This window comes from Tateyamaria sp. (genome assembly GCF_039940735.1).
Taxonomy (GTDB): domain Bacteria; phylum Pseudomonadota; class Alphaproteobacteria; order Rhodobacterales; family Rhodobacteraceae; genus Tateyamaria.
The window spans coordinates 16,344-28,292 of record NZ_JBDVGB010000083.1 but is presented as its reverse complement, the minus strand read 5'-3'; the positions used below and the strand labels follow the sequence as shown (position 1 = coordinate 28,292).

Sequence of the window (11,949 nt, the reverse complement as noted above, 5' to 3'; positions counted from 1 at the left end):
GGATTGGGATCACCGACATGGAAGACAGCGCCAAGGTTATGGCCCACGCACTACAAACGCTACTGTTGCCCGTTCTCCGACACAGAGAACGCCCGAAAATCGTTGCGATTTCCAACCGGTTTTTGTTTCAAAACCCGTTACCGCGCGGCCAATGCCAAACCTTCAACAATCGCAGTCATGGCCGCCCCACGATGCACTTGTGCCCGCGGCAAACGCGCAGTCAGTGCTGTTTCGACCACTTGCATCAGGCTGGTACCTCCCACAAAAATGATGCGTGTCACATCTTCGGGCGATACATCCGCTTGCTCCAAACACGCATGCGCGGCATCTCCGATCTGGGTGGCCATCTTATTCAGCGTGGCTGTCATTGCCACCGGGTAAAGCGGAAGCCGTAACCCTTTTTCAACCATATCCAAACGAAATTCAGGGATCGCAGCAGCAGCTGAATTGGCATCAATCTTGGCCGCTTCAACGGCAAAGGCCATGTCGTGCCCCACTTCTTCTTTCAGCACCCGAACAAGACGTTCCAGTTGGCTTTTTTCAACGGCATGTTGCGCCAATTCTTGCGCAGCGCGTCGTGTATCCGGCGCATACAGAAATGGGATTTTCTGCCATGTCGCCAAATCATTAAAAATCGCATTGGGCGCGATGTGCGTCTGGTCTCCAAAGGCGTGACGAATGGGCGACCCCATGCCCAGCTCTGGCATAACAAAGGCAAGGCTGAGTGCGCGATCAAAATCCGTCCCGCCAACGCGCAGGCCATGGCTGGCCAAAATGTCGATCCCCGTCCCAGCGTCTTGTCGAAACAACGTAAAATCGGACGTACCGCCGCCAATATCAACGATCAGACCCAAATCCCCCGCAGACAAAACCGAACGGTTGGCAAGCGCCGCCGCCTCTGGCTCGGGCATAAAGGACACGTCTTTGAACCCCGCCGCCAAATAACAATCGGTCAAATCGACAAGCGCCTGCGCATTTCGGGCGGGGTCCGCAGAATGAAACATCACGGGACGCCCAGACAGGGCGCGGTCAAAAGTCTGGCCTGTTGCCGCTTCGGCGCGCTTTTTCATTTCCGCCAGAAACCGCCCGACAATCACGACAAAGTCGACGGATTCATTCATCACCTTTCGCCGTTCGCGCATAAGCGACGTGCCCAACAGCGACTTCAGCGCCCGCATATATCGACCTTCGTCGCCCGCAATCAGCGCTTCGTTTGCAGGTCGGCCATAAACGACTTGGCGTTGATCAAAGTCGAAAAACACAGCCGTAGGCAACGTCGTCTCGCCCGGTTCTAGCGGGATCAATTTCGCCTGCCCGTCCACGCACATGCCGACAGCTGAATTCGACGTGCCGAAATCTACTCCGAGAACAGCCATAACGCTCACCATTTCAAACCAAAGGACGTCCCCGTACCCCAACGTTAGCACCAAGCCAAGACCGCAAAAGCTGGTCTTCGCAATCAGATTTGGGTAGCTTTAGACAAACACCATTTGAAGGAGACCCCCATGGTCACTGTCCGTTCGCTTTTCCTTGGCGCTGCCACTGCTGCTTTGCTTGCTGGGATGGCCGCTGCCAAGACCGACATCACTGTCGCGATGCAACTGGAACCACCGCACCTTGATCCAACGTCGGCGGCTGCTGGCGCGATTGATTCCGTGCTGTATTCCAACGTGTTCGAAGGGCTGACCCGATTTATGGGGGATGGATCCGTTGTGCCCGGCCTCGCCAAAAGTTGGGAAATTTCAGACGACGGTCTGACCTATACCTTTTCCTTGCGCGATGGTGTGACCTTTCATGACGGCACCACGATGGACGCCGAAGATGTGAAATTTACCCTTGATCGCATTCTGGCAGAAGACAGCACAAACGCGCAAAAAGCGCTTTATGCAGCGATCAGTGGCGTCGAGGTCGTGGATGCAAAAACCGTCCGCCTGACGTTGTCAGAACCCAACGGTAACATGCTGTTTAACCTGGCTTGGGGGGATGCCGTTATCGTTGCCCCAGAATCCATCGAAAACATCAAACAACAGCCCATCGGCACTGGCCCGTTTAAGTTCGACAGCTGGACGCAAGGCGACAGCATCCAGATCAGCCAGTATGCTGATTACTGGGGCGACCAACCTGCCTTGACCGAAGCGACCTTTAAATTCATCTCGGACCCGACTGCGGCCTTTGGCGCGATGATGGCCGAGGATGTGGACGCCTTTGTTGGCTTCCCAGCACCCGAAAACCTTCCTCAATTCGAGGCAGATCCCCGTTTTCAAGTGCTGACCGGTTCGACCGAGGGCGAAACGATCCTGTCTACCAACAACAAACAGGCCCCTTTCGATGACCTACGCGTGCGTCAAGCATTGGCCCATGCCATTGACCGCCAAGCGATCATTGACGGTGCCATGTTCGGCTTTGGCACCCCCATCGGCACGCACTTTGCGCCGCACAATCCAGCCTATGTCGATCTAACGGGCCTGTCATCCTATGACCCCGACAAAGCGCGTGCTTTGCTGGCCGAGGCAGGCATGGCGGACGGATTTGAAACCACGCTGCACCTGCCACCCCCGTCCTATGCGCGTCGTGGTGGTGAAATCATTGCCGCTCAACTGGCCGAGGTTGGTATCAAGGCCGAAATCATCAACGTCGAATGGGCGCAGTGGTTGGAAACGGTCTTTCGTGGCAAATCATTTGGCCTGACCATCGTCAGCCACACCGAGCCAATGGACATCGGCGTCTATGCCAACCCGGATTACTATTTCCAGTACGACAACCCGGCGTTCCAAGGCTTGATAAAAACGCTTAACGCGACAACGGACCCCGATGCGCGCACCAAGCTGTTGGTCGAGGCCGAAACGATCATCGCCAAAGACGCGGTGAATGGCTATCTGTTCCAACTCGCGCAACTTTCGGTCGCCAAAGCAGAGCTGCAAGGTCTTTGGACCAACGCACCGACCCAAGCCACCGATCTCACAGGCGTCAGCTGGGCAAAATAACGCCCCGCTCTACGCTTTCCGGAGGGCGGCTTTGCTGCCCTCCCTCACAGTCGGAGATGACATGCAAATCTTTCCCGTCGGCAGCCGTGCCAACATACGCGCCAATGCTGACTATTTCACGGGCAGCGTCTGGCAAGAACCGATTGTTCAGGCCGAAGCACCCGCCCGCATGCACGCTTTGACAGTGCATTTTGAACCCGGCGCGCGCACGGCTTGGCACATGCATCCACTGGGTCAAACCCTGCACGTGACCCAAGGCAGCGGGCGTGTCTGCCTGCGCGGAGAGGCACCAAAAACGATAAATCCCGGTGATACTGTTTGGATACCGCCCGGTGTTGAACACTGGCATGGCGCAGGGCCGGAAACTCAAATGACCCATATCGCGATGCAAGAAATGGACAACGGCAGTGCCGCAACTTGGCTCGAACACGTGAGCGATGCGGACTACGATCCGACCTAAAGCTGTGCGATCCCCGCGCGAATTTCGTCTCGGATCGGGCCAAATCTGGGCAGATCACCAAGGGTGGTAAACCAATGATCCGGCGGGTTGCGCCCCCTGCGGTTGCCGTCAAATCGCAAAGCGCGCAGCACGGCTTCTGCCTCAATGTTCAAACGATCCGGCACCTCAAAACCGTTCAACGCGCCCCAAACACCTGTCCACAACCGCCCCACGGACCACGGATTGTACCCTCCGCCGCCCAACACCAGCAAACGCGGGGCAAGCCCCATAAGGCTGCGCACGATAGCCCAATGGGCTTGGTTTGACAGCGACAGATGCGCTTGCGGGTCTTCCTCGACTGCGTCCGCACCGCATTGCAACACGATAGCGTCCGGGCGGAACGCCGTCACCCGTGGCAAGATCACCTGATCGCGGATCAGCGCCATTTCGTCATCGTTCAGCCCGCGCGGCACGGGCAGGTTAACCAAGCTGTCGGTTGCACCCAAAGGGCCGGTGCGCGGCCACAGTCCTTCCTCATGAACCGAAATCATCAAGACATCAGGATCATCCCCAAAGGCGACTTCGACCCCATCAGGGTGGTGCGCATCAATATCAACATAGACCACACGCCCAGCGCCATTTCGCTGCAACGACAGGATCGCAAGAACGGGATCATTCAGGTAACAAAATCCCCCGGCTTTGTCTGGCATCCCGTGATGGGTGCCACCTGCCGGATGATAGACGATACCACCATCGCGTAGTAACTCTCCGGCCAAAAGGGAACCACCTGCGGCAGTGGCAGGGCGGCGGTACATTTCGGGAAAAACGGGGTTGTTTGGTGTCCCAAGAGCGTGACGCGTGCGCACGGCGTCATTGACTGCCTGCGCGGCTTCGGCTGCATGCAACGCGGCCACATATTCAGGCGTGTGCCAAACTGTGAGGGCGGCGGGTTTTACCCTTGGGCTTGGCACATAAACGTCGCTGGGCAACCAACCCATAGCGCGCGACAAATCCATCGCGGTTGAAACGCGTGGCACCCGCAACGGGTGATGGTCGCCATAAGACGAGTTGCGGTAAATTTCAGAACCAATGAACAAAGGGCGTGTCATACCCCCTTCTTAGCTATTTTTGACCAAGAGGCGATGGATCTTCGTGCCGCAGCGCGCATGCTCTGCCTTGCACCCCCAAAGGTGCCGTCCTAACGTCGCTCAGATATGCTTCGCTATACCCTCAAACGTTTCACGTCCTTGCTCATCAGCCTCGCCATCGCGTCGCTGGTGATTTTTATGGTGATCGAAGTCGCGCCGGGCGATCCGGCGTCCTTTATGCTGGGGATCAACGCACAACCGGATACTTTGGCGGCGCTGCGCGCTGAACTGGGCCTCGATCAATCCAAAGTGCAACGGTACCTCGCGTGGGTTCGTGGCATGGTGCAGGGGGATTTTGGCACCTCGTATCAATATCGCACACCCGTGGCGCAGATGATCGCAGATCGTTTGTGGGTGTCGCTGCCACTGGCAATTTATGCGCTGACCTTGTCGACGCTTATCGCTTTTCCCGCCGGGATTTTTGCAGCGGCCCGCCGTGGCAAAGCGGGTGACGTCGGGGTCATGGGGGCCACTCAGATCGGCATCGCCATCCCTAATTTTTGGTTCGCGATGATGCTGGTCTTAGTCTTTGCCATCAACCTGCGCTGGTTCAGCGCGGGTGGTTTTGCGGGTTGGGACAAAGGCGTTTTTGCCGCGCTCAAATCTTTGACCTTGCCCGCCGTCGCACTGGCCCTGCCCCAAGCCGCGATCCTTGCACGCGTCATGCGATCAAGCCTGTTGGATGTATTAAACGAAGACTTTATGCGCACAGCCCGCGCCAAAGGGCTAACCCGTGGGCAAGCGCTGCGCCGTCATGGTTTGCGCAATGCGATGATACCGGTGTTGACGATTCTTGGTCTGCAATTTTCCTTTTTGCTAGCAGGGGGGATCATCATCGAACAGGTGTTTTATCTACCGGGGCTGGGGCGGCTGATCTTTCAAAGCATTTCTGCGCGTGACCTGATTGTCGTGGAATCCGTCACCATGTTGTTGGTCTTTGCCGTAATCATGGTGAATTTCGCCGTAGATCTGGCCTATGCCGCCGTTGATCCACGGTTGAGGGCACGTTCATGAACCGTGCGTTGATCTTTGGGGCGGCGCTTTCTGCGCTGGTTGTGTTGGCGGCCCTTATGTCCTTTGTTTGGACGCCGTTCGAACACACGGCGATGAACATTCCCGAAAAGCTGCAAGCGCCGAATGGCACCCACTGGTTCGGCACCGACCACTTTGGGCGTGACATGTTTTCGATGATCATGGTCGGTGCACGGACCTCAATCGCCGTGGCTTTTGTTGCTGTGGGCATCGGCGTGGGCCTTGGCGTGCCGCTGGGTCTGTGGGCGGCCGCGCGGCAAGGGGGGTGGGCGGATGAAATCATCATGCGCGGTAACGATTTGATCTTTGCCTTCCCAAGCCTTGTGATCGCCATTCTGATCACTGCGATTTTTGGCGCAGGGGCCGTCAATGCGATCATTGCGATTGGTATTTTCAACATCCCCGTTTTTGCCCGCGTCACACGTGGCGGTGCGCTGCCCCTTTGGGCGCGGGAATTCATTATGGCGGCGCGTGTGGCTGGCAAAGGTCCGGCACGCATCAGCGTCGAACACATCTTGCCCAACATCGCCAATCTTTTGATCGTGCAAGCAACGATCCAATTTTCGCTTGGCATTCTCGCCGAAGCCGCGCTGTCCTATGTCGGGCTTGGCGCGCAACCACCAACGCCAAGTTGGGGCCGCATGTTGGCAGATGCGCAGACGCTGGTCAGCATCGCGCCGCACATGGCGCTGGTGCCAGGCTTTGCGATTATTCTGACGGTTCTTGGGTTGAACCTTTTGGGGGATGGTTTGCGCGACGCGCTTGATCCGCGGTTGCGGGTGACGCGGGTATGAGCTTGCTTGAGATCACCAACCTATCCCTATCGATCCGAGACACTGCGATCTTATCTGATGTGTCCCTGCGCATTGATCCCGGCGAGGTTGTCGCCGTCACAGGTGAAAGCGGGTCTGGCAAGTCGATGACGGCATTGGCGATCATGCAGTTGCTGCCAGAGGGTGCCAGCATAACGGGTGCGGTTGTTCTGGACGGGCAAGACGTGACGCAGCTAAGCGAGGCCCACTTATGCCGTTTACGCGGTGATGTTGTGGGCATGGTGTTTCAGGAACCGATGACCGCGTTAAATCCGGTGCAGACCATTGGCGCACAGGTGGCGGAAACGGTGCGGCTGCATCGCAAAGATCTGGATGCAACTGCGCGCGCACAAGAGGTGTTGGAACGGGTTGGCCTTGGCGGTGTTTCCCCCAATCGTTATCCGCATGAGTTGTCAGGTGGGCAGCGTCAGCGCGTCGTGATCGCCATCGCTATTGCGTGTGGCCCGAAGCTGTTGATCGCGGATGAGCCAACGACGGCGTTGGATGTCACCACACAGGCCCAAATCCTTGATCTGTTGGTGCAGCTGGCGCGTGAAGATGGGATGGGTTTGTTGATGATCACCCATGACTTGGCTGTGGTCGCCCAAATGGCCGGACGCATCACCGTCATGCAACATGGTCGCGTGGTCGAGGCGGGGGACACCCCCGCCTTACTGTCCGCACCCCAACACCCCTACACAAAAGCGCTGTTTGCCGCGTCCAATCATCAGGTCACTTTGCCACCCGTGGCGGAGCAAGCTCCGCTGTTACGTCTTCAGGGTGTGGTGCGTGAATACCCGTTGCCACGCGCAAAACTGTTTGATGATCCGCTCGTGGTGCGTGCGGTTGATCACGTTGGTTTTGACATTCCGCGTGGTGGGCGTGTGGGTTTGGTTGGCGAATCTGGGTGCGGAAAATCCACCCTGACCCGTGCTATTTTGGGGTTGGATCCTATCCAAGCTGGTAACATTCAGCTCGATGGCATGCCCGTCTTTCAGGACGGCGCGCCGAACCTTGCCGTCAGGCGCAAAATGCAGGTCGTGTTTCAGGACCCCTATGGCAGTTTCAATCCGCGCCATCGCGTCGGGCGCTTGATCAGCGAACCCTTCCACTTGCTGCCCAAACCGCCCAAGGACCGCGATGCGCGCATCGCTGAGGCGCTGATTGCCGTGGGCCTTTCGCCCGACGATGTCACGAAATATCCGCACCAGTTTTCCGGTGGCCAGCGCCAGCGCCTTGCCATTGCGCGTGCACTGATCATCCGCCCCGAACTGATTGTCTTTGACGAGGCGGTAAGTGCATTGGATGTGTCCGTGCGCGCCCAAATCCTTGACCTGATTGCCGACCTTTGTGCGCAATATAATCTGACCTATCTGTTCATCAGCCACGACCTAAGCGTCGTGCGTAGCATCACAGATCAAGTCATGGTGATGCAGCGCGGCAAGATCGTGGAAAAAGGCATGACGGAGGATGTCTTTACCAACCCTCAACACGCCTACACACGCACGCTGATCGACGCAGCGCCGGAATTGCCGAAAGCAGGTGTGGCATGACTGTTGCCCTGACACCAGCCCCGCGTGATACGGCCGCATGGGTGTTTGACGCTGCAAGTGCCTATTTCAAAGAATTGGTGCCAGATGGCGGCGACCTGCCCCGCGCGGAAATTACCGAGTGTTTTGATCATCCCGACACGCATGTGCTGCTGATCACAAACGGGCAGCAGCGCGTCGGCTTTGCGCTGGTGGATCGGGGCGACGGCGATCACGACCTTTGTGAATTCTGCATTCTGCCCGCCTTTCGCAATCAAGGCCTTGGAACCCGCGCCGCTGCACAGTGCTTTGCACAATTTCCCGGCGCGTGGTTCTTGGGGGTTGCAAGTGCCCTGCCCGGCACTGCGCGCTTCTGGGACCGCATCCTTTTGGACATGCCCGGCATCACGGGGCTTGTGCGCGGCCCTGCGCTGACGCCATATCAATCTCACAGCTACACGTTTGAATATAAAGGTACACCATGACGCAGGCCCTCTGGTTCAACCCTTCCCTAATGTTGATTGGCGGCACATGGTGCGCAGCACAGGATACGCTGACGTTGACCAATCCTTCCGACGGGACAGAATTGGCGCGCATTGCAGCAGGCCAATCGGTGGACATAGATGCCGCCGTCACTGCGGCCCACGCCGCGCGTGATGGCGATTGGGGGCGGATGAGCGCAGCAGAGCGGGGCCGTATCCTGACCAAGATCGGTCAGGCCGTGCTTGCGCGTGTCGATGAACTGGCCGAGATCGAGGCCCATGACGTTGGCAAACCCCTAAGCCAAGCGCGCGCTGATGCCATCGCACTCGCGCGGTATATGGAGTTCTATGGCGGTGCGGCTGACAAGGTCATGGGCGATACAATTCCCTATCTTGATGGCTACACCGTTTATACCTTGCGCGAACCGCATGGCGTGACGGGCCATATCGTGCCTTGGAATTACCCGATGCAAATTATCGGGCGCTCTGTCGGGGCCGCTTTGGCGATGGGCAACGCCTGCGTGCTAAAACCCGCAGAGGAGGCGTGCCTGACCGCCCTTGCCTTCGCCCACATCTGCCAAGACGCTGGGCTGCCCGATGGTGCGCTGAACGTGGTGCCGGGGCGGGGCCCGGAGGCCGGTGCCGCCCTTGCAGCCCATCCAAATATTCAACACATCAGCTTTACAGGATCCGTGCGCACTGGCGCGCTGGTTCAACAGGCGGCTGGCGCAAATGTTGTGCCCGTCACGCTAGAACTTGGCGGAAAATCTCCGCAACTGGTGTTTGATGATGCAGACCTTGATGCCGCCCTGCCCTTTTTGGTGAACGCTGGCATTCAGAACGCGGGGCAGACGTGCTCTGCGTCTTCGCGCATCCTTGTGCAGCGCGGGGTTTATGAAGCAGTGCGGGACCGCATGGCAAAGGCCTATGCCGAATTGAGTGTTGGCCCTGCGATGGGCGACCCGCGCGTTGGCCCGCTGATTTCGTCTCGGCAAAAGCAAATCGTCGATGCGTTTTTAGCGCAAGGCGGGGACCTCACGATCGCCGCACAAGGGCACATGCTGGGTGACCAAAATTCTGGCGCTTATGTCTTGCCCACGCTCTTTGAAAACGTGCCGCCCGATCATGTGCTTGCGCGCGATGAAATCTTTGGCCCTGTCCAAGTTCTGATCCCCTTTGACACAGAAGACGAAGCCGTTCAAATCGCCAACAGCACGGAATACGGCCTTGTCGCCAGCGTCTGGAGCGCCAATGGCGCACGCCAAATGCGTCTGGCCAAAAGGTTGCGAGCGGGTCAGGTTTTCCTCAATAACTATGGTGCGGGGGGCGGGGTCGAACTGCCCTTTGGTGGGGTTGGCAAATCTGGCCACGGGCGTGAAAAAGGGTTCGAAGCACTTTATGGCTTTTCGTCTCTTAAAACTGTGGCGGCCTATCATGGATGACCTTGTGTCATTGCACTGGCCCCAAGACAGCGGCCGCGTTTTGCAGCTGTGCCATCAGGCCCGCGACTACGTCGAAATGGAAACCGGCGACGCGCCCGACCTTGCCTATGTGCGCGAAAACATGACCGACGCGCCGCCTGATGTGCCGACTGATCAAATCTGGTGCTGGGGACATCTGGGCCCAGACGGTGCATTGGATGGCATCGCAACCTGCCTTAAGGGGTATTACGAGGCCGACGACTGGTATCTTGGCCTGTTGCTTTTGGACCCCGCTGCACGCGCAAAAGGTTTGGGGACCCGCATGGCCCAGCACGTCATTGACCAAGCGCGCGCGGACAACGCCGCTTGTCTGCGGATTGCGGTCCTTGACACCAACATTCGCGCCTTAGACTTTTGGGCACGGCTAAATTTCAAACACGAGACATCGACATCCGTCGGGGACGGGCAATTGCGCCATGTTCACCGGCTGAATTTTAAAAAGGAAACGCTCCAATGATCTTTGAAAACCGATTTCAAGGGCGCCACGCCGTCGTCACAGGTGGTGCTGCTGGGCTTGGTCACGGCATCAGCAGCCGCATCGTTGCCGAGGGCGGCAGCGTCGAAATATGGGACATCAACCAAGCCGCTTTAGACGCTGTTGAGCTGCCCAACACTACCACGCGTCAGATCGACGTGACGGATCCAAACGCAGTGGCCGCCGCAATGACGGATGCACAACCCGATATTCTGGTATGTTCCGCAGGCATTACCGGGCCAAACACAACCACATGGGACTACCCCATCGAAGATTGGCTGGCCGTTCACAATCTGAATCTGAACGCCGTGTTTTATTGCTGCCGTGCAGCCGCCCCAGTGATGAAGGAAAAAGGCTGGGGCCGCATCGTCAACATCGCTTCGATTGCGGGCAAAGAAGGCAACCCAAATGCGCCGGCCTATTCCGCATCAAAGGCCGCCGTAATTGGTCTGACCAAATCGCTGGGCAAAGAGCTTGCGACGTCCGGCGTGACCTGCAACGCCATTGCGCCCGCCGCTGTGCACACCGCGTTATTTGATCAGATGACCCAAGAACATATCGACTTCATGCGATCCAAAATCCCCATGGGTCGCTTTGGCACAATCGAAGAAATCGCCGCAATGGCCTGTTGGTTGGCGTCAGATGAAGCCAGCTTTTCCACGGGCTTCTGTTTTGATCAATCCGGCGGGAGGGCCACGGCATGACATTAACAGGAAAAACTGCGCTTGTGACAGGGGCCGCCAGCGGCTTTGGCGCCGGGATCGCGCAGGCCTTTGCCGCGCAAGGCGCGCGGGTCATGGTGGCCGATATCAACGGTGACGGGGCGGCCGAAGTGGCTGGCACGATCAACGGCCAATCGGTGCAAGTTGACGTATCCAACGGCGCATCGGTACAGGCCATGGCCGATCAGACAATCGCCGCTTTTGGTCACCTTGATATCCTAGTGAATAATGCAGGCGTTACGCACCTGCGCGCCGCGCTTGAGGACGTCAGCGAAGAAGATTTCGACCGCGTTTTGAACGTAAATGCCAAATCAGTTTACCTGACAGCGCGCAGCTTTGTACCGCATATGAAGGCGCGCAAGGCAGGTGTGCTCCTGAACATTGCATCAACTGCAGGTGTGTCCCCGCGGCCCAACCTCAACTGGTACAACGCATCCAAAGGCTGGATGATCACCGCGACCAAAACGATGGCCATCGAGCTTGCCCCCCACGGCATCCGCGTCAACGCGTTAAACCCTGTGGCGGGCGAAACCCCACTGCTAAAATCGTTCATGGGCGAGGACACCCCCGAAATCCGCGCCAAGTTCTTATCAACCATCCCTTTGGGCCGTTTTTCCACCCCCGAAGACATGGGCGCCGCTGCAACATTCCTATGTTCGGACGCTGCATCGATGATCACCGGCGTCGCGATGGAAGTGGATGGCGGGCGCTGCATCTGAGGACCGTTAGAAGCGGTCGGTAAAACGGATGCGCGAGATCTGATCGCCTATACCGAACACTTGCGCCACCGTACCCAAAGCGTTCGACCTCAGGCCTTGTGGAGGCCGTCAAATCCGCCATGATGA

The 11,949-nt window shown here is 57.8% G+C and carries 12 protein-coding genes; 10 read left to right on the top strand and 2 right to left on the bottom strand.

Annotated features, from left to right (window positions below; translation table 11 throughout):
* Positions 1-137 precede the first annotated feature (137 nt).
* Positions 138-1,376, bottom strand: coding sequence for an Hsp70 family protein (locus tag ABJF76_RS16935; protein ID WP_413820212.1), 1,239 nt, complete (start codon positions 1,374-1,376; stop codon positions 138-140).
* A gap of 129 nt (positions 1,377-1,505) precedes the next feature.
* Here ABJF76_RS16935 and ABJF76_RS16930 point away from each other — a divergent pair, with 129 nt between their 5' ends.
* Together ABJF76_RS16930 and ABJF76_RS16925 are read left to right on the top strand one after the other, a co-directional pair.
* Positions 1,506-2,984: an ABC transporter substrate-binding protein gene (locus ABJF76_RS16930; RefSeq protein ID WP_413820211.1), complete on the top strand. Its 1,479-nt coding sequence runs from the start codon at positions 1,506-1,508 to the stop codon at positions 2,982-2,984.
* 61 nt (positions 2,985-3,045) lie between these two features.
* Entirely contained in the window at positions 3,046-3,444 is a 399-nt protein-coding gene (locus ABJF76_RS16925; protein ID WP_413820210.1) for a cupin domain-containing protein, read from the top strand.
* On the opposite strand, the gene ABJF76_RS16920 is transcribed toward ABJF76_RS16925, so the two are convergent.
* Complete coding sequence (locus ABJF76_RS16920) at positions 3,441-4,532, bottom strand: acetoin utilization protein AcuC (protein ID WP_413820209.1); 1,092 nt, start codon at positions 4,530-4,532, stop codon at positions 3,441-3,443. The two genes, ABJF76_RS16925 and ABJF76_RS16920, sit on opposite strands and share 4 nt — an antisense overlap.
* Positions 4,533-4,637: 105 nt before the next feature.
* On the opposite strand from ABJF76_RS16920, the gene ABJF76_RS16915 reads away from it, so the two are divergent.
* From ABJF76_RS16915 to ABJF76_RS16880, 8 genes are read left to right on the top strand one after another with little or no spacing between them, the layout of a single operon-like run.
* Positions 4,638-5,585 (top strand): ABC transporter permease, encoded by a 948-nt coding sequence (locus ABJF76_RS16915; RefSeq protein WP_413820208.1) that lies wholly within the window; start codon positions 4,638-4,640, stop codon positions 5,583-5,585.
* Complete coding sequence (locus ABJF76_RS16910; RefSeq protein WP_413820207.1) at positions 5,582-6,397, top strand: ABC transporter permease; 816 nt, start codon at positions 5,582-5,584, stop codon at positions 6,395-6,397. The genes ABJF76_RS16915 and ABJF76_RS16910 overlap by 4 nt, the downstream gene beginning before the upstream one ends.
* Complete coding sequence (locus ABJF76_RS16905; protein WP_413820206.1) at positions 6,394-7,968, top strand: ABC transporter ATP-binding protein; 1,575 nt, start codon at positions 6,394-6,396, stop codon at positions 7,966-7,968. Before ABJF76_RS16910 ends, ABJF76_RS16905 begins: the two co-directional genes overlap by 4 nt.
* Positions 7,965-8,429, top strand: a complete 465-nt coding sequence (locus ABJF76_RS16900) for a GNAT family N-acetyltransferase (RefSeq protein WP_413820205.1) — start codon at positions 7,965-7,967, stop codon at positions 8,427-8,429. The genes ABJF76_RS16905 and ABJF76_RS16900 overlap by 4 nt, the downstream gene beginning before the upstream one ends.
* Positions 8,426-9,868 (top strand): aldehyde dehydrogenase family protein, encoded by a 1,443-nt coding sequence (locus tag ABJF76_RS16895; protein ID WP_413820204.1) that lies wholly within the window; start codon positions 8,426-8,428, stop codon positions 9,866-9,868. The genes ABJF76_RS16900 and ABJF76_RS16895 overlap by 4 nt, the downstream gene beginning before the upstream one ends.
* The gene (locus ABJF76_RS16890; RefSeq protein ID WP_413820203.1) at positions 9,861-10,364 is read left to right on the top strand and encodes a GNAT family N-acetyltransferase; all 504 of its coding nucleotides are present in this window, start codon (positions 9,861-9,863) and stop codon (positions 10,362-10,364) included. The genes ABJF76_RS16895 and ABJF76_RS16890 overlap by 8 nt, the downstream gene beginning before the upstream one ends.
* The gene (locus tag ABJF76_RS16885; protein ID WP_413820202.1) at positions 10,361-11,086 is read left to right on the top strand and encodes an SDR family NAD(P)-dependent oxidoreductase; all 726 of its coding nucleotides are present in this window, start codon (positions 10,361-10,363) and stop codon (positions 11,084-11,086) included. Before ABJF76_RS16890 ends, ABJF76_RS16885 begins: the two co-directional genes overlap by 4 nt.
* Positions 11,083-11,823: an SDR family oxidoreductase gene (locus ABJF76_RS16880; RefSeq protein ID WP_413820201.1), complete on the top strand. Its 741-nt coding sequence runs from the start codon at positions 11,083-11,085 to the stop codon at positions 11,821-11,823. Before ABJF76_RS16885 ends, ABJF76_RS16880 begins: the two co-directional genes overlap by 4 nt.
* The last annotated feature ends 126 nt before the right edge of the window (positions 11,824-11,949 follow it).

Coding starts and splice junctions, on each gene's coding strand:
- ABJF76_RS16935 (WP_413820212.1), bottom strand. CDS start 1,376: ATGGCTGTTCTCGGAGTAGATTTCGGCACGTCGAATTCAGCTGTCGGC.
- ABJF76_RS16905 (WP_413820206.1), top strand. CDS start 6,394: ATGAGCTTGCTTGAGATCACCAACCTATCCCTATCGATCCGAGACACT.
- ABJF76_RS16890 (WP_413820203.1), top strand. CDS start 9,861: ATGGATGACCTTGTGTCATTGCACTGGCCCCAAGACAGCGGCCGCGTT.
- ABJF76_RS16900 (WP_413820205.1), top strand. CDS start 7,965: ATGACTGTTGCCCTGACACCAGCCCCGCGTGATACGGCCGCATGGGTG.
- ABJF76_RS16910 (WP_413820207.1), top strand. CDS start 5,582: ATGAACCGTGCGTTGATCTTTGGGGCGGCGCTTTCTGCGCTGGTTGTG.
- ABJF76_RS16885 (WP_413820202.1), top strand. CDS start 10,361: ATGATCTTTGAAAACCGATTTCAAGGGCGCCACGCCGTCGTCACAGGT.
- ABJF76_RS16930 (WP_413820211.1), top strand. CDS start 1,506: ATGGTCACTGTCCGTTCGCTTTTCCTTGGCGCTGCCACTGCTGCTTTG.
- ABJF76_RS16895 (WP_413820204.1), top strand. CDS start 8,426: ATGACGCAGGCCCTCTGGTTCAACCCTTCCCTAATGTTGATTGGCGGC.
- ABJF76_RS16920 (WP_413820209.1), bottom strand. CDS start 4,532: ATGACACGCCCTTTGTTCATTGGTTCTGAAATTTACCGCAACTCGTCT.
- ABJF76_RS16880 (WP_413820201.1), top strand. CDS start 11,083: ATGACATTAACAGGAAAAACTGCGCTTGTGACAGGGGCCGCCAGCGGC.
- ABJF76_RS16915 (WP_413820208.1), top strand. CDS start 4,638: ATGCTTCGCTATACCCTCAAACGTTTCACGTCCTTGCTCATCAGCCTC.
- ABJF76_RS16925 (WP_413820210.1), top strand. CDS start 3,046: ATGCAAATCTTTCCCGTCGGCAGCCGTGCCAACATACGCGCCAATGCT.